Annotated in this window: 21 protein-coding genes; 18 read left to right on the top strand and 3 right to left on the bottom strand. The window is 62.4% G+C overall.

Going from position 1 to position 16,227, the window contains the following annotated elements:
• Window positions 1–162: 162 nt before the first annotated feature.
• From JNUCC0626_RS36440 to JNUCC0626_RS36425, 4 genes are all read left to right on the top strand, one after another.
• Window positions 163–1,347, top strand: coding sequence for a Fic family protein (locus JNUCC0626_RS36440; RefSeq protein ID WP_394615254.1), 1,185 nt, complete (start codon window positions 163–165; stop codon window positions 1,345–1,347).
• Window positions 1,348–1,619: 272 nt separating this feature from the next.
• Window positions 1,620–2,108 (top strand): hypothetical protein, encoded by a 489-nt coding sequence (locus JNUCC0626_RS36435; RefSeq protein ID WP_394615253.1) that lies wholly within the window; start codon window positions 1,620–1,622, stop codon window positions 2,106–2,108.
• 413 nt (window positions 2,109–2,521) lie between these two features.
• Entirely contained in the window at window positions 2,522–3,082 is a 561-nt protein-coding gene (locus JNUCC0626_RS36430; protein ID WP_394615252.1) for a DUF4365 domain-containing protein, read from the top strand.
• Window positions 3,079–4,335, top strand: coding sequence for a hypothetical protein (locus JNUCC0626_RS36425; RefSeq protein ID WP_394615251.1), 1,257 nt, complete (start codon window positions 3,079–3,081; stop codon window positions 4,333–4,335). Before JNUCC0626_RS36430 ends, JNUCC0626_RS36425 begins: the two co-directional genes overlap by 4 nt.
• A 70-nt stretch (window positions 4,336–4,405) precedes the next feature.
• Here the strand turns inward: JNUCC0626_RS36425 and JNUCC0626_RS36420 are convergent, their stop codons facing one another.
• Complete coding sequence (locus JNUCC0626_RS36420) at window positions 4,406–5,113, bottom strand: HAD family hydrolase (RefSeq protein ID WP_394615250.1); 708 nt, start codon at window positions 5,111–5,113, stop codon at window positions 4,406–4,408.
• A 78-nt stretch (window positions 5,114–5,191) separates the two neighbouring features.
• Here JNUCC0626_RS36420 and JNUCC0626_RS36415 point away from each other — a divergent pair, with 78 nt between their 5' ends.
• The 5 genes from JNUCC0626_RS36415 (at window position 5,192) to JNUCC0626_RS36395 (ending at window position 9,613) form a co-directional block, all read left to right on the top strand.
• Window positions 5,192–6,397, top strand: coding sequence for a helix-turn-helix domain-containing protein (locus tag JNUCC0626_RS36415; RefSeq protein ID WP_394615249.1), 1,206 nt, complete (start codon window positions 5,192–5,194; stop codon window positions 6,395–6,397).
• A 172-nt stretch (window positions 6,398–6,569) separates the two neighbouring features.
• A complete protein-coding gene (locus JNUCC0626_RS36410) occupies window positions 6,570–6,857 on the top strand; it encodes a hypothetical protein (RefSeq protein WP_394615248.1) in 288 nt (95 codons plus the stop codon).
• On the top strand, window positions 6,854–7,774 hold the full coding sequence (locus JNUCC0626_RS36405) for a Scr1 family TA system antitoxin-like transcriptional regulator (RefSeq protein WP_394615247.1): 921 nt from the start codon (window positions 6,854–6,856) through the stop codon (window positions 7,772–7,774). The genes JNUCC0626_RS36410 and JNUCC0626_RS36405 overlap by 4 nt, the downstream gene beginning before the upstream one ends.
• A gap of 5 nt (window positions 7,775–7,779) precedes the next feature.
• Window positions 7,780–8,631 (top strand): Scr1 family TA system antitoxin-like transcriptional regulator, encoded by an 852-nt coding sequence (locus JNUCC0626_RS36400; protein ID WP_394615246.1) that lies wholly within the window; start codon window positions 7,780–7,782, stop codon window positions 8,629–8,631.
• A gap of 64 nt (window positions 8,632–8,695) precedes the next feature.
• Window positions 8,696–9,613 carry a phosphotransferase family protein gene (locus tag JNUCC0626_RS36395; protein ID WP_394615245.1) on the top strand — a complete coding sequence of 306 codons (918 nt, stop codon included), beginning with the start codon at window positions 8,696–8,698 and terminating at the stop codon, window positions 9,611–9,613.
• Here JNUCC0626_RS36395 and JNUCC0626_RS36390 read toward each other — a convergent pair.
• Both JNUCC0626_RS36390 and JNUCC0626_RS36385 read right to left on the bottom strand, forming a co-directional pair.
• Window positions 9,610–10,983 carry a hypothetical protein gene (locus JNUCC0626_RS36390; protein WP_394615244.1) on the bottom strand — a complete coding sequence of 458 codons (1,374 nt, stop codon included), beginning with the start codon at window positions 10,981–10,983 and terminating at the stop codon, window positions 9,610–9,612. The genes JNUCC0626_RS36395 and JNUCC0626_RS36390 overlap by 4 nt on opposite strands.
• 225 nt (window positions 10,984–11,208) lie before the next feature.
• A complete protein-coding gene (locus JNUCC0626_RS36385) occupies window positions 11,209–11,577 on the bottom strand; it encodes a GntR family transcriptional regulator (RefSeq protein WP_253322594.1) in 369 nt (122 codons plus the stop codon).
• 117 nt (window positions 11,578–11,694) lie between these two features.
• Between JNUCC0626_RS36385 and JNUCC0626_RS36380 the strand changes: the two genes are divergently transcribed.
• From JNUCC0626_RS36380 to JNUCC0626_RS36340, 9 genes are all read left to right on the top strand, one after another.
• Window positions 11,695–12,084 carry a hypothetical protein gene (locus JNUCC0626_RS36380; protein ID WP_253322593.1) on the top strand — a complete coding sequence of 130 codons (390 nt, stop codon included), beginning with the start codon at window positions 11,695–11,697 and terminating at the stop codon, window positions 12,082–12,084.
• 194 nt (window positions 12,085–12,278) lie between these two features.
• Window positions 12,279–12,491 (top strand): hypothetical protein, encoded by a 213-nt coding sequence (locus JNUCC0626_RS36375; protein WP_285645408.1) that lies wholly within the window; start codon window positions 12,279–12,281, stop codon window positions 12,489–12,491.
• Complete coding sequence (locus JNUCC0626_RS36370; protein ID WP_394615243.1) at window positions 12,488–12,754, top strand: hypothetical protein; 267 nt, start codon at window positions 12,488–12,490, stop codon at window positions 12,752–12,754. Before JNUCC0626_RS36375 ends, JNUCC0626_RS36370 begins: the two co-directional genes overlap by 4 nt.
• 3 nt (window positions 12,755–12,757) lie before the next feature.
• Window positions 12,758–12,943: a hypothetical protein gene (locus JNUCC0626_RS36365; RefSeq protein ID WP_253322590.1), complete on the top strand. Its 186-nt coding sequence runs from the start codon at window positions 12,758–12,760 to the stop codon at window positions 12,941–12,943.
• 78 nt (window positions 12,944–13,021) lie between these two features.
• Window positions 13,022–14,392, top strand: coding sequence for an FtsK/SpoIIIE domain-containing protein (locus JNUCC0626_RS36360; RefSeq protein WP_394615242.1), 1,371 nt, complete (start codon window positions 13,022–13,024; stop codon window positions 14,390–14,392).
• A gap of 47 nt (window positions 14,393–14,439) precedes the next feature.
• Complete coding sequence (locus tag JNUCC0626_RS36355) at window positions 14,440–14,901, top strand: hypothetical protein (RefSeq protein ID WP_394615241.1); 462 nt, start codon at window positions 14,440–14,442, stop codon at window positions 14,899–14,901.
• A complete protein-coding gene (locus tag JNUCC0626_RS36350) occupies window positions 14,898–15,224 on the top strand; it encodes a WhiB family transcriptional regulator (RefSeq protein WP_394615240.1) in 327 nt (108 codons plus the stop codon). The genes JNUCC0626_RS36355 and JNUCC0626_RS36350 overlap by 4 nt, the downstream gene beginning before the upstream one ends.
• The gene (locus JNUCC0626_RS36345) at window positions 15,224–15,409 is read left to right on the top strand and encodes a hypothetical protein (protein WP_394615239.1); all 186 of its coding nucleotides are present in this window, start codon (window positions 15,224–15,226) and stop codon (window positions 15,407–15,409) included. Before JNUCC0626_RS36350 ends, JNUCC0626_RS36345 begins: the two co-directional genes overlap by 1 nt.
• Window positions 15,410–15,417: 8 nt before the next feature.
• On the top strand, window positions 15,418–16,209 hold the full coding sequence (locus JNUCC0626_RS36340; RefSeq protein WP_394615238.1) for a hypothetical protein: 792 nt from the start codon (window positions 15,418–15,420) through the stop codon (window positions 16,207–16,209).
• Window positions 16,210–16,227: the final 18 nt, after the last annotated feature.

Raw genomic sequence — 16,227 nt, 5'->3', positions numbered from 1 at the left:
ACTGGCCACAGCAGCACCCAAACAGCGCCACACATGCAGTGAAGGCCATGACGCCGAAGCACGCTGAGCGACCACCGGAGCGTGTCTCAATGACGGAAGCAGATGGACTGATGTCCGATAGTTTGAGACATTGGGACACTTGCCGCGCCCGTGGAGGAAGTCATGCTGTTCCAGACGCCAGAGCTGGACACTGTCGATCTAGCCGTCATCGGCCAGATCGACCAGTTCCGCAACACGATGCGCTTCGCGCTTCGTGAGCCTCGTCGCTGGACCGGGCAACTCCGGCGCAACCTGCTAGCCAAAGCTATCCAGGGCAGCAACAGCATCGAGGGCTACGACGTCACCGACGAGGATGCCGTAGCCGCCGTGGAAGAGGAAGAACCTCTGACGGCAGACGAGGCTACCTGGGCTGAAATTCGCGGGTATCGATCAGCGATGAGCTATGTACTACAGCTAGCGGACGATCCAGATTTCAGCCTGGACCAGACGCTGATTCGCAGCTTGCACTACATGATGCTCTCTCATGACCTCTCAAAGAGTCCTGGGCGATACCGGAGCAAGCCGGTCTTCGTAGTTGACGAGGCACGAGGACGCGTCGTCTACGAGGGGCCAGAAGCCGAAATTGTTCCCGAGCTAACCGAGGAACTTGTACAGGCGATACGCAAAGACACCGATGGCCCTAGCTTCGTGCGGGCAGCAATGGCACATTTAAACCTCGTGATGATTCACCCATTTCGGGATGGAAACGGAAGGATGGCACGCTGTCTGCAAACGTTGATTCTTGCGCGGGAGCAGATTGTGGCCCCAGAGTTCAGCAGCGTCGAAGAGTTCTTGGGAAGAAGCACTCCAGACTACTATGCAATCCTAGCAGCCGTGGGCGCTGGATCTTGGAACCCAGGCAACGACGCCACACCTTGGGTCAAATTCATCTTGCGTGCCCACCACATACAGGCCCAGGTCGTCGTTAGACGATTGAAAGAGGCCTCGGCAATCTGGTCCGAACTCGATTCGATAGCAACCGAGAAGGGATTGCCCGAAAGAAGCGTCGCAGCACTATTTGATGCATCACTGGGGCTTCGACTTAGGCGTTCCAATTACATCAAGCTTACTGATGTCGAGGACCGAACCGCAACGCGGGACCTTCAGGCAATGACTGACGCGGGACTGCTTGTAGCAAAGGGCGAGCGGCGAGGAAGGGTATACGCCGCCGCAGAGCCACTATTGCACATCAGGCGATCGGTACGGTCCAGTCAGCCAGGAATCGTGGATCCCTATGGAGATATCTCGTCTCTCTTGCGGAATCAATCCGCCCGCGAACCCGAACTTCCTCTTGAATGGAACCTCTGAGCTAGTGAAGATTCCAGATAAAAGATATCCGTCGACAACAAGGCTGATATCGATCGCGCTTGGACATGCAGCAGCAGGCAAGACACATGATTCGAGGGCAAGCTTGTGGGCTGGTCGACGCCGTCAAGGCGTTGAGCTGTCCACAAGCGCGGCAGCCGAGCGCCGCGCCCAGCTCGATCAAGCCAACCACTCTAGCGCTCGTTCCTCAGGACCCGATCCATGCCTGTTGTGGCCGCGTGCGGGATGCCGGCTAGGACGACTAACGTTGTTGCATGCTGTATCTCCTTCTTCCGGACTTGACCATGAAGTGGGTGGATGTTCCGGCAACTTCCACCCTCAAGCTTGCACGTGAGAACGATGCAGATCTGAGCCAACTCCCTTGGGAGCCTTCAGAGCGTCGTGCCTCAATCACCGTCGTGCGATGGGCGCTTCGACATGGGATTCCATGCACACCTGGCATCGTTCTTCATGCTCCTGAGCTGTCGGTCGTGGATGTGCCGAACGAGATCAGGAAAGCCCATGAGGGCGTCAAGCAGAGCCGCGAGAAGCTTGCCGCTTCCGCCGCTAGCCACTTGATCGAGAAGGCCATGCCGGCATCAGCGGAGCATGGCAAGAAGCTTGATGCTGAGGTCGACAAGAGCACTGAGAACGCCTTGCTCGAAGCTGAAGAGGAGCTTCAGGACGCCCTGTCCAAGGCGCCCGACGAAAACCTCATCAACCATTGGCGGAGGCTCGGCGGTGCGATGCCGTCTCCAGTCTGAATGCCGCACTAGCCGCATAGACGTCCAGACGTAGTTCGTTGATCTTCTGCGGCTCCCTGCGGGGATTGCTGGTCGTGGCCTCGTCCGTCGCGGACAGCCCCGGTTGCCTCGCCGGCGCCGACGCGGGCCGCCAGGCCCGCTTGGAGGCGCCGAACAACACCTTCCGGGGCTGAACTCCGCGACGGATGCAGGCACGAACGACCAGCGGCCCCCACAGGGGGCCGCCTTGATGAAGAAAAGAAACTCTGAACACCGCCGTTAGCACCGAGGGCACGCATGCGCATGTTGCGAACTTGTGATGCCCCGAAGCTAACGACTACCCACATGGATCTAGATAGCCCATCTAGAGGCGAATACGCTCTCGTCGCTACATTTGGGGGGACGGCACATGTGCCGCTCAGGGGAGGTTGACTTTGACTGAGCAGAAGAAGGCTCACAAGACCAACATCAAGCCTGTAGTGACCAGGTCGTTCTGGGAGTGCATGGAGCAGCTCCAGGAAGGCTACGTGTTCGCCGTTGCCGCAACTGCCGGTTGCACTGTTGAGGTGACGAAGCGCGATATTTATGGAACAGACGTTCGAATTATCCGCCCGGCGGCGACGGCTACCGCCGAAGAGATTACCGTTCTCGCCCAGCTGAAGAACACAACAACATTTCGGCCAGACCCAACAAAAGATTCATTTTCGTATCAGCTGAAAAAGCGTGAGTACTTCGAGAAGCTCGCCATGCGCCGACGCGGCCCTAAAGCGATCTTGATAGTCATGGCGACCTCACCAACCCAAGCGGACTGGACCAAGGGCAGCCATGAGTCGCTGGAAGTCCAGTACTGCTGCTACTGGCGTAGCCTGGAGGGCGAGACTGCGGCAGATGGAGTAATCTCTCCTTCGGTGCGCATTCCGACGGCTAACGTTTTCGATGCAGCAGCACTGACCCAGATATTGGACCGCCTGGACAGAGAGGAGGAGCTGGCGTGAACGGTTCGAGGCCGCCCTTTGCTGATCATCCAGAACGGGTCGACCCGGATCGCTTGCTTCTGCTTCTTGAAGACTTGGGCTGGACAATCGCAGGTGGGCGCAACGGGATCTACAAGCGCTTAACTCCACCGACCGATGGCCACGACTCCTGGGGTCAGCGCTGGTCATTGCTTGTCCCGCTCGATCGATCCGCACCAGATTTCAGCGATTCGATGCGTGCAACAATTCTCGAACTTAGCAGTTCAAGCTTTCGAGACCTTTGGGCAGTCGATCTAGCTCCGAGACTCAGCACAGAGCTGACGGACTCGTTCCGCTTCCGCAAAGAGAGCAACGCGCCTTCCGGCTTGATTCCGTGGCGTCAAGGCGAAGACCTCATCAGCACAGCGAGATCTGCGCTCATTGCTGGCGCCAAGTCTCATATGGAACACCTGCGGCGTTACAGCAACCGGCACGGTCAGTTTGCAGGCAGATATCTGGACAGCGTGCTCATGGGGCAGACTGCCGTTGGAAGTTATGTGGTCACAGCCTACGCACCAGCAAATGCACAGATCGCCCTTAGCGGGTCCGCAATTCATGAGCTAACACTGCCGGAAATCGACGCCGTTCCTGCCAGGAGGGTTACGCAGTCTGTAGTCACAGCCCTTGAAGCCGTCGCAGAAAGCCTGGATCACTATCACGAGACCGGTTCCCTGAGTGGCTTCGAGGCCGCTGTGCGACGCGGCGTTTCTTACGATCTCTCAACTGCACTTGCGGGAATCTCGAAAGATTCCGATGGCGGAGATATTGCAATCGAGTTCGATCCCGCAAGCCCACCAGAGAACATCAGTCCAAAGTTTGTACTGGAGTTCGGGGGAGCCGACACCGATGTATTCGAACGCGTAGCGCGTCAACTTGCGGTAGATGACGAATCTTCCCAGCCGTTGACGGTTATAGGCAGAGTACATCTCTTGACAAAGAAGCATGCTGGCGGACCAGGGGTTTTCGGGCTTGAGACATTGACCTCTTCCTCTCGAAAATTCAGAGTTAGATTGGCCGATACTGATCAGTACCACCTGGCCGTTCGGGCACATGATGAAGATCTTGCTGTGCAAGTTTTCGGCGACTGGGAACGCGATGGCATGCTCAGCTGGCTTTACAACGCCCACATTCAATCAATCATCGGCCCAGTAGAAGATCTACTGCGCGAAGCATCGGGCACGCCTTCTGTCGTGCAAGAACAACTTGCTTTTGAGGAAATCTCAGAAGATCACTAATTCTCCATCACCGGGAGAAGCGGCAGCGACGTCAAGGAAGTCTCAACCAGCACCTCAAGCACGACATGCTCTAGGCGTTGATCAACTGCACTAGATGCGCCGTATCCGTCAGGTCGGCAAGCACGTCAGCAGCACCGGCGGCGTGTAGGTCCTTGACGCTACTTCGTCCCGTCGCCACAGCGATGACGCGAACACCTGCGGTCGAGGCTGCGACCACGTCCCGCGGAGTGTCACCGATGAGAAATATGTCGTCTGGGCTGAACTGAGTGTCGAGCTGTCGGGCTGCACGCTCCCTGGCGATTGCCACCAGTTGCGCCCGATCGGCATGGTCGTCGCCGTACGCACTCGTTTCCAGATCAAGGAACTGTTCGAGCCCGAGTGCCACGAGCTTGGTCCGCGCGACGGCCCGGAGGTTCCCGGTCAGCACACCTTGGTGGACGGTTCGCTCACTCTCTAGTGCCTCCACGGCTTCCCGTGCTCCGGGAAGCACTCGGGCTCGCGACGCGAACTCGTCGCGGCCGGCTTCATAGCTGTCGATGAGTGCGTTCACGAGCTTGCCGATCGCCGTATCCGTCGGCTCGACCCCGTGCAGTTTCAAGGTCTCGGCGATGATGTCCAGCTCGGTCCTGCCGCTCACGTCGGCGAGCTGTTGGAAAGGCCGGCCGATCGCCACCGGGACCGCTCGCTCGTACATCTCCCGCCCCATGCCGCGGGACTGAAGCAACGTGTGGTCGATGTCCCAGAGCACGAGCCGTCGCAGCTCGTTCGGCGCGATCATGCTTCGAGTCTGTCACTCAGTTGGGGTCTCGCGCTGGGGCGTAGCATCAGTGCAGGTCAACGCTTCGCAGGGGTGAAGATGGACGAACAGCTCGCAGCCACGATCGGCGAACGGGTGCGTCTGCGCTGCCTGGCGTCGCGCTTGCCCAAGACCGTGATTGCCGGGCTAGCGGGAATCACGGCGGACTACCTCTATCAGATCGAACGCGGGCTCAAGCTCCCCACGGTCACCGTGCTGAAGCAGCTCGCCGAAGTGCTGCACGTGTCGGCGGACGAGCTGTTGAGCTCGTCCCCGAAGCGTGGGGCGTCAACTCGGCCTGGAGCAGCTGGCGACGCGTTGTACCGGGCATTTACCAGGCCGCTTCCGCCAGACGCTGCGGCTGTTGACCTGAAAGCGTTGCAGCACAACATCTTCGGCGCGTGGCAGACCTGGCAGACGTCGGCCACCCGATACAGCGAACTCACCCCGGACCTCCCCGCACTCGTGGTCGAGACCGAGCAGGCCTTGCGCAGCGCCGCGAACAGCTCCGCGGCTGATCGGCGCGAAGTTCAGTTCTGCGCTGCTGACCTGTACGCCTTGCTGCGCAGCGTCGCCAAAAGGCTTGGCCGGGTGGATGTTTCACTGCTTGCGGCGGACCGCGCTATCCGCGCAGGAGAGAACGCGGACGATCCGCTGCGGCTCGCGATGGCCCAATGGAACCTTGCACAGGTTCTCCTTGCAGACGGTGAAGCTGAAGGCGCTGAAGACGTCGCGATGCAGGCGGCAGAAGCCCTGTCACCGCAGGCCGCCGAAGACCTGGACGCCGTCGCGCTCCGCGGTGCGCTCCTGCTCGTCGGCTCTATCGCTGCTGCACGTCAAGGCAATGTCTGGCAGGCACGTGAGCGCGTCCAGACCGTTGAGCCGCTCGCAAAGCGGACGGGTGAGCGCAACACGTTGTGGACGGTGTTTGGCCCGACGAACGTCGCCATGCACGCGGTCAGCGTTGAGGTCGAGGCCGGCGCGGCTGCGGACGGGCTACGACTGGCGGAGCGGATCGACCACGACCGTTCCCCTTCGATCGAGCGGCGCGTGGCGTTTCTCCTCGACCAGGCCAAGGGCCAGGTGCAGCGTCGCGACTTCGGAAGTGCGCTAGTCATGCTCTCCGCTACCGAGCGCGAAGCACCCGAGGACCTGAAGCATCGGCCGGCCGCGCACAAGTTGCTGGAGACCCTTGTCCAACGGGCTCGGCGCTCGGTCGCAACGGAAGCCGCGCGGCTGGCAACTCGGGTCGGCGCACCTCTCTGAGCAGCAGCGCTGTCGGTCGGGCCTAGCTGACAGCTCGGGTTGCCGACCTGTTCTCGATCTAGCGTCGCGGCTGGCGCCTGAGAACCGACCTGCTCGGTCGGCTGGTTGAACGGACCAGCTCCCCCGATTTCAGGCGCCTCCCACAGCTTCCCGCGGCGAGGAGTAGGCACCGATGTTGTCGCCCGAGGACGTCGACCTGGTCGCGACCTTCCGGAAGATCACCGGTCTGATGCCGGGCGTCTCCTTCGACATCGTCATGGGGACTCTGACGCCGGACCGCGAAAAGGAGTTCGGTGAGATCCTCATCGACCTCGGAGAGTCCCTCCGTCGCCGCGCCGAACGTCGCGGTCTTTCCGCTGACCCGATGCCGCAAGACGAGACCAAAATCCTGTCCGAGCGGATGGAACGCATCATCGACGCGTCCGCCGTGACCATCGTTGATGCATCGAGGAAACCGTGACGGTCTACATCCGCCCGTCGATGGCTGAACGTTCGATTGGCCGCAACCTCTGGAAGTGGCGCGACGAAACCGGCATGAGCCTTGCTGAAGCCTGCGAGGAAGCCGGATTCTCTACGGCCAACCTCAGCATGATGGAGAACGCACTAAGGCCCTTCGATCCACTGAATATCATGATCCTGGGTCGTGTTTACAACATCCCGAACGAAGTCTGGAAGCGGCAAATTCGACGCGCTGAAGCCGCCGCGAGGGAACGCAGGCAGGCCAAAACCAAGCAGTCTGCTTACGACCTGGACGCCACTGAGGACCTGATCGAGTCATATCTCGATGCAACCTCGATCTGCGCGTATGGCGCTGACGCCATCCCGCACCTTCTTCAAACCAGCAAGTACAGCGCAGCTCTTTCGCAGCCAGAAGGTCGGTCGCGTACGAGTTTAGGCGTGAGTCTGATCAAGGACCTCGCCGCCGATGGGTCTTCGAACCCAACGGTGGACGTAGTCGTCACCATGCAGGCGATTCGCCGGGTGGCCGGAAGTGCCGAAGTCACGAACGCAGCACTAGCCCAGCTGGTATCCCTGTCAGAACTTGATTGCTTCACGATTCAGCTCCTGAGCGACGATGAGCACTCGGAATTACTGCCTCAAAGCTCCTACTGTCACCTCGCATTTCCCCACGATCAACACGACGATGTCGTGTACCTGGAGGAGGCCGGACGCGGTCGATACATCGAGGACTCGACCGCCTGCCAGCTGATCCAAAGCGGGTTCAGGGCACTACAACGTCGCGCCCTCTCCCCTGCCGACTCGGTTGAGGCAATCGCCGAGGCAGCAAGCACCCTACGGACGCGCCCGTCTCGCATGACCTCGACCAGGACGACGCGAGCGAGGAAACCCAGCACCGCCGCACCAAAAGGAAGCTAGCCACGATGGAACAGACTCCAATCACGCCTCGGAGCTGCGAACTCGGTGACGAATTGCGAACCCTCCGCGCCAAGTTCTCAAATGGTCATGAGTTCGCCTCTCTGCTTGACTGGGACCCGAGCAAGGTGTCCAACATCGAACGCGGGAAGGTGCGTCCTACTGATCTTGACCTAGCTCAGTACTTGACGGCGTGCGGCAAGGGCCGCGGCTGGGTGGCCGAGTTCAGCGACTTCTACCGAACCGCGTTCGACCTCTACTTTGCTCAAGCAGCGAGCAACTTCAAGACGATCTCCTTTGCTGAGGCGTCTGCATCTACGATCACCGGCTTCGGCAACGCGACTCTCCCTGTTCTCCTACGCACCACGGAGTACACGGAGAAGCTACTGATCCAACGTGGCGCAACTCCGGAGCAAATCAAGGACGCTGTCAGGTCGCAGCAAGAGCGTCAGCGTGTCCTCGGCTCGGCTTACCGCCCAGAAGTACTGTTCTACGTAACCGAGAGATCGTTGGTCGCCCCGCTCGACGAAGCGCGAGGCCGGATGGATCAACTCGAACTGCTCAGGAGAAATTCGCGGTTCGTTCGAGTCATCCCTGACGGCGAGATAACCCCGTTCTCAACCGAGTTCACCGTCTACGAACACAAGAAGGCGCCTGCAACGGCGTTCGTTGATTGCGAGTTCGCCAAAGTCTTCGTGCATGATGCGACAGCAGTTGCCCAATGTCGCGCGTTCTTGGCCGCCCTGGACACAATTTCCCTGAGTCCGGCCGATTCAAAGGAACTTCTCAGTCGGCAGCTCACCGAAGACTACGTTGCGGTCATCAAGACAGCGACGGAAGAGCGGCCGAGCACTGATTGAGTCCGGTCCTGGCCGGGAACCTCGGACCTGGCGGCCCAATTACCGAACCTCTAGCGTGAGCACGGTGCACAACGTGGTTGAAGCGGACATCCCGGACGGGCCTTTCAGCTCGCGCCTTGCTTCAGCGGTCCTCAGAGAGGCGTCCGCCCACATCGGAATCGACTCGACCGACGCACGCTTGATGCGCCTGGGCGAGAACGCCCTGTTCCACCTCCCGCGTTCAGGGGTCGTCGTTCGCATCGCGCGGAGTGCCGACCGCTGGGACGACGCGGTCAAAGAGGTGGCGGTTTCGAACTGGCTGGAGGAGAGCGGCGTACCTGCCGTCCGGCTGCACGCGGCCGACCAGCCCATCTTGATTTCGGGCTACCCGGTGACGTTCTGGCGCTACATCGACGGACGCAACGGCAACCGCGGGGACGTCGGCGATCTGGGGCGATTGCTGCTGAGACTGCACCAGACGTCGCCCCCGACGACGTTCGAGCTGCCCGCGCAAGACATCTTCGTACACGTCGAGTCGCGCATCGAGTCTTCTGATGTGCCGGACGCTGACAAGCGCTTCCTGTTGGACAGGGTCGCGGAGCTTCGAGACGAGATCAGCGGTCTCAAGTTCCAGCTGGAACCCACGTCGACGCACGGGGACGCACACGTCCAGAACCTGATGGTCAGCGACGGCGCCGCGCTGCTCATCGACTTCGAGCGCTTCTCCAAGGGTCAGCCCGAGTGGGACTTGGCCATGACGGCGACCGAGTACCTGTCGGCCGGCTGGTGGACCGCGGACGAGTACCGCGAGTTCTGCGAGGCCTACGGGCACGACGTCACCAGGTGGAACGGATTCCGCGTCTTGCAGTCCACGCATGAGATCAAGATGACCACGTGGATCATGCAGAACGTTGACGAATCTGAAGAGATCGCCGCCGAGTACGCGACGCGGATCGAAACGATGCGGACCGGCCGTGCAACGACTCCGTGGCGGCCCTTCTAAGCCACCCTGGTCAGCAGGACCGCGGTTCCGAGATCAATCTCCGGGTAGTGCCGCATCACGCGCTCCACGAACAGCCGTGTGCGGGGGTCCTTCGCGTGCAGCGTCGCGAGTTGCGCGTGGAAGTCGGTGAGATAGCGGACGTACCTGCTGGATTGCAGCGGGCCGGCCAGGTCCACCGCGTCGACCGCCAGGTCCACGGCTTCCTCAAGGTCGCCGTTCGTGAGTGCACCCGCGGCCGAGACCATTCCAATGAACGCGCGGGTCCGCGGTGGGGTGTCATGCGGCGCAATGGCTCGGGCCGCGTACAGGCGGGCTTTCTCCGGCTGCATGAGGTCGCGGAATCCGTGGGCGGCTTCGCCTGCAAGCTCTTCCGCGTTGAAGTAGCTGATCCACGGTGGTTCGTCGTCCGGGACGTGCTGGCTGAAGAACCGCTCTGCCTCGTGCATCACGCGGGCGAACTCGCGCGCCTGACCGCTGCTCGCCAACGCCCTTGCCTCCATCGCGAGGAACATCGAGGTGACCGCCGGAGTGGCCTTCGCAATGGTCGAGCCCTGCGCCGCACGCGCGAACTGGACGGCGTCGTTGAAGCGGCCGAGGTAGTTCGCCTGGTGGCTGAGGTTCGCCAACAACCGTCCACCTAGGACATGGTCCTGCGCTTCACGGGCAAGCCGTAGTCCCTGGACGAAGTACCGCTGTGCCGCACCGTGGCGGCCGGCGTCGTACGCGCTCCACCCGAGAAGCTGCGCGACCTCTGCGGCTGCGCTGAACAGGTCGCGCCGTTCCGGCCCGTTGTGGGCGCCCTGTAGAAGGGGCGTGATCTCGGTCTTGAAGTAGAAGAGCAGCATCTTCCGGACGTGCCCGCCGCCGTACTTGAAGTCGAGGTCCATCAGGTTGGCTGCCGTCGCGCGGATCGCCGATGCTGCCGCTCCCCCGCCTCGGCGGAGCTCGTCTGCATCCGCCACGTGCAGGGAGTCGCCGAACATGTAGCCCGTGATGATGCCGGGCGTGGCCTCGTGCGCCCACTGAGAACGCACCAATGCCGGTTGGTCTTCGAGATCAGCGGCGGTGAGCTGGCTCATCAGGTCAACAGCTGCGTCCGCGCTCGGCGGGTACTCGGTGCCGTGCTCTGTCGCGTCTGGACCGACGGCCTGAATTCCGCCGTTGAAGCCGATCTCCGCGAGGTCGACGCGCCGGCCGAGCTTCGCGCCGAGAGCAAGCGCGATGTAGTTCTGAGTTGCCGCTTTCGGCCGCGTGCCGTCAAGCCAACGACGCACAGACACGTGGTCGGCTGCAACGGTCTGACCGTCGCGATTGGCGAGTTCTCGTACTCGTGCGGCAAGCCCCTTGTTGCTCATGTCGGCTTCCGACATCACCGCAGCTAGGAGCTTGTTCGGTTCGCTGTTTCCGGTCAAATGATCACCGCGTCTGCACGCCGTGCACCTCCCGTGCACCCCTTCCGTGCATCAATGCACCCCCTTGAGCACACTGCAATGCACCCCCTCACCTGCCGTTCTATGTGTACATGAACGAAACACCGGATGAGTTGGAATTCATCAGCCTCAGGCTGCGTCAGTTGCAGTTCGCCATAACGAGGGTCACTGAGAAGGTGGAACAGATCGAGGATCGTCGGCGGCTTCGAGCTGCTCGACACGCTCAGTCAGATGCAAGACCGCCGCCTGCAATTGATCAAGCTGGCGAATGACCGTCTCGATCGTGACCGGGCTTCGATCCTCGGCCGGCGGCTCTTGAACGAAGACGCCTACGGCTGGCTGCGAGACCACCCAGCCCTCGGTCTCAAGGATCTGAACAGCCTTCTGCGCGGTCCCGAGTGCGACGCCGTGTTGCTCGGCGAGTTTGCGGTGACCGGGTAGCCGGGCGCCCACTTCCAGGGCTCCGGACCGGATGTCCTTCTTCACCGCTTCGACAACCCGCTGGTACGCGGCAAGTCCTGGCTGGTCGCTCACGGCATCAGCCTAACTTCACTGACCCACACTGCTACAGATCACCCGATTGGACTATGCGATCCGATCCATACTGCTCTACATTGGTATGTATCAGTTGCTCATCGCCGGAGGTACGACATGGCTCTGAACGACATCCCCGTGATCCTGTCCCACTACAAGCTCCTGATCACCGAAGCGCCCTGCGTGAAGATGCGCGAACTCGACGGCGGCCAGCTCGTTCCCGTGGTCGACCGCAACACCAACGAAGAGCAGTTCGTCGTGGTGCTGTTCGCCAAGGCTCGCCCGACTGAAGGCCGTCGCAAGACGAAGGGCGAGGAGATCCGCGTCAACCTTCCCGGCGACCCTGGCGCGGGGTTCGAGGAGGGCGACTACGTCGAGCTGATCAACCCCGTGATCAACACCTACGAGATGCGCGGGGAGGACGGCAAGATCACCGCCTCCGGCCTGTGGTTCAAGGCGGACGGACTCACTCCCGCTGCACGAATCGTGTCGGCTCCCGCGGCTTAGTCCCGCAAGCCCTGCCCGGTAGGCCGGTCGCCCGCTTCGAGTCGGGCCAGGGCACTCAGATTTGTTCTTTGAGAATTACACAGTGAGTCGAACCATGCCTAAATCCGGAGCATTCCACGTGCTCCGGGAGATTCGGTAAATCCAGGTACGCCTTCGTTCCTGGGTTTGCCGTGCCTCCCGAAAGGAGTTTCACCATGGATGAGCGCTCGTACCCGATCGAACTTGCTGATCCGGACGGCGATGACCCGCGCTTCACGTTCGGCCTCGTTCATGAGGTTGGCGAAGTCCTTACGAAGCACGGCTTTCCGGGCGTCGGCGAGAGCTGGCGCGATCACCTGGAGTTGCAGCAAGCGTTGTACCGCTTCATCTACGTCGGCGACTTGAGGACTGAGAGGTTGGTCAGTTGATCCAAGAGATGTTGAACGAGCGAGCACAGCAGCAGTACGGCTCGTTTGTCGGCGCGATGGACTTCGTAGAGGAGTTGTTGGTGCCGCTGGAAAAGCTCATCAACCGGATGAGCGTGAAGCCCGGTAAGGCCGGTGGCTGGCGGGTCGCGACGCCCGATGAACTCAAGGGCTACCTGCGGACCGCGCGGAACGACCTCAGTGCGCTGCGGGAGCAGGCCAAGCGGCACGAGATCAATTTGAAGGCCAAAGAGTGGGGAGCCTGATCGATGTCTCACCAGCTCGACAACGCCGTGTCCAACCTGGACCAGGCGATGAAGCAACTCCGCACGGCAATGGACGGCATCCCGGTCCGCCGTGAGGGCTTCACGGACCTGCGGCGCCGGTTCGTCCGCTCGGTCAGCGTGCTGACCACGGAGGCGTCCTACGCCCGCGGGCAACTGCCCAACAACTGAATCCGCACTGATCAACGCGGCGGCCGATCTTCGACACGTTCGAGGGTCGGCCGTCGCGCTTCCCTGAGGAGTACTGCAATGGGTTGGAAGTGGAACGCAAGCAAGCGCGTCGTGGCCGCCGAGTTCCGCGCGGCGCGATGGCTGGCCAGGAACCCGGAATGGATGCTCGCCCCGTCCGCTGTCGCGGCCGGCGCCTGCACGCTTGGCCCGTCCGTCACGGGCTACGTTCTCGGCGGCGCAGCTGGTGCCACCGGGCTTTGGTACCGGGGTCACCCGGACTCGTTCGACACCTTGGCCGCGCCCACACTGCGGGCCTGGCAGCGGCGGTGGTTCGGGGCGTATGTCGGCGGGCGCTGGCGGGACCTGATGGACGTGCACAAGCTGACAACCGAGCACCGCCGGAAGAAGGTCACGAACTACCCGCGCGTGGTCCGCGTCCGGTCGTACTCGCCATCGATCGACACCGTGTTGGTGAAGCTGGCCAAGGGCCAGTCACCGATGCACTTCGCTCGCCAGGCCGAAGAGTTGGCGCACGCGATAGAGGCGGAGCGCGTCGCTATCGAGCTGGTGAAGCCCGGTTACGTGGCTCTCGTGGTCCAGCGGGACGAACCGTTCACGGAGATCATCCCGGCGCCGGACATGCCCGAGCACTCCGAAGATGTGGACCTGCGGGCGGTGCTGCTGGGTGAGGACGAGTACGGCGGCGACTGGACCGAACCCGTCCAAGGGACGCACACCCTGACAGCGGGTGGGACCGGGTCGGGCAAGAACTCGCTGGCGTTCGCCAAGCTGCGCTCGATGGCACCGCTGATCCGGGACGGCATCGTCCGCCTGTGGGTCTGCGACCCGAAGTACCTGGAGTTCCAGGCCATCAAGCCGATCACGGAGAACCGCTACGCCGATGACGCGGGCGAGTGCCTGGAGCTGATCGAGATGTGGGTGGACGACATGGAGCGCACCCAGCAGCGGATGCAGCGGGCTAGGCTGCGGTCGGTCCAGCCGTCGCGTGAGTACCCGCTCAACCTGCTGATCGTGGACGAGATCGGCTCGTTGGTCGCCTACCGGCCCGAGTACGCCCGACAGATCACCGGTCTGCTCGCTCGGGGCACTTCGATGGGCCGCGCAACGCTGCACGTCGCGGACGCCTACATCCAGGAACCGGACAAGGACACGCTGTCGATCCGGGACCTGTTCCCCAATCGCATCTGCCTGCGCACCACGTCACCGACGCACCCGGACATGGTGCTGGGTGAGGGCGCACGCGAACGAGGTGCGATCGCCGACCAGATTCCCGCGATTCCTGAAACGGCCGGCATCGGCTACCGCACCGACGAACGCTCACGCGTTCCTCGCCGGGTCCGTGCGGCGTACACGACGGACGAGAACATCCGCGAACTCGTGGAGTTCGTCCGCGACGGTCAGACCGGCTCTCTTCGCTCGATCGCCTGACTTTCTTTCACCCCAACACTTTCACCACTAATCGTGGAGGCCTTGCCATGCCCGAAATCAACGCTCCTCGCCGCTTGGACGGTCTGCTCCGCTCGGTCCGCGGCCACATCCGCACGCTCGGACTGCCCCGGCCGGACCGCTTGGTCATCTCCACGCCGTCCGGCTCGGTGCACGCCGAGTTCACCTCCGGTACCGCACCCGATCGGCTGGCCTGCCTGCTGGTCTGGGCGGCCTCGCTGCACGGGGTCGAGTTGACCTGGACCCTCCAGGCCGCTGGAACCCTCTTCGTCGCGGCGACCGGCCGCACCGCTTCCGGGGTCACGCTCGGACTCACCGCTTCGGCCTCGGTGGTCGAACTGGGCGGCAAGGTCAAGTCCGGCTCGGGGGCGGTGCTCGCCAAGGCCTTCCGGCTGGCCGTGTGCACGCCGGAACAGGTCACCTTCGATGAAGTCGCCCAGGTCGTCCAGGCCGCGCGAAAGTCCGCTCCCCGGCTGGCGGTCGCGGCATGAGGAACAACGACGCTGAAGCCTTCGGCTACCGGGTGTTGATGCGGGTCCTTTTCGGACCGACTGACGGACCGCCCGCCTGGCGTGAACAGGCTGCCTGCGCGGGCTCCGATCCGAGCCTCTTCGACACCGCCGGCCGAATCGCTGCCGCGAAGAAGGTGTGTGAGTCCTGCCCGGTCATCGCTGAGTGCCGCCAGGACCAACTCGACTGGGAAGCCACCAGTCCCCGTTTCCGGGCCAACGCCTCCGGCGTCGTCGGCGGCCTCACCGGTGCTGATCGGCGCCGCATCCACTACCCCGCCAAGAACGCAAAGGACGTGGCCTGATGAAGCTCGTACTCGCCGTACCGGTGAACCTCCGCGGCTTCGTCCGCCTCGCGCACATGGCAACCGCCGCCGTGACCTCGCTGGTCTGCATGTACCTGCTGTTCGGCATCGTCGGGTGCCTGGTGCTCGCTGCCGAACTGCTGTGGCTGGGGTGCCTGCTCCTCAAGGCAGCGCACGGGGAGTAGGTGGCCAAGTGTCGGAGAAGTCCAATCACAGCAACGAAACTGAGTCCGACGAATCGCGCGAGACGCGAACCGTTCGACGGCTGCGGGCACAACTCGATGAGGCGCAGGACATCCACCAGCTCACGGCGAACCCGTTGCTGGCGGCGGTGCAGGCGGACCGGTTCCGGGTCTCGGTGACACGCTCCATGTGGTGCTTCCTGACCTGCGGACTCGGCTTCACCGCGACCGGGGTGCAAGCGTTTCTCGCCGGGCACCTCGGGCCGTCTGACCCGATGTGGTGGGGCGCGTGGCTCGTGGAACCGGCCTTCGCCGGAATCCTGATCACGCTCCTGCGGTGGGAAGCGCAGATGCTCGCTCACGGCCTGGCGGTTGATGACCGACCGGTCAAGTGGCTCAAGCGGGTGCTGCTCGGCGCAACGCTGATCACCAACGTGTGGTCGTCGCTACGGCCTCCGGATGGGCAGATCAACGCGGGGATGGTGTTCCTGCACCTCGTGATCCCGCTCGTGGTGTTCCTGCTCGCCGAAGTCATGCCGGTGATCCAGGCACGCTGCAACGCCGCTCGTGACAAGGCGACTGAGATCGTTCCTGCGCCGATGTCTATCGCTCCGAGCGCAATCGCTCCGGCGGCACCTACTCGAACCGCGCTGAGGCTTCCTGGCCACCTGCAAGGCGCACTGGACGCCAAGGTGAACGAGGTTCACGCGGAAGGTCGATCCCTTACCGCGCAAGACATCCAAGCCGTGCTCAACGTGCCCGAGGAGTACGCCGCGCGGCTCGCTGCGCAACTCGCGGCCTGACCCATCTCAACCACGCGG

This window comes from Lentzea sp. JNUCC 0626 (assembly GCF_043632865.1).
GTDB lineage: Bacteria > Actinomycetota > Actinomycetes > Mycobacteriales > Pseudonocardiaceae > Lentzea.
The sequence above is the reverse complement of the archived record's forward strand: the minus strand, read 5'-3'. Positions and strand labels throughout refer to the sequence as shown.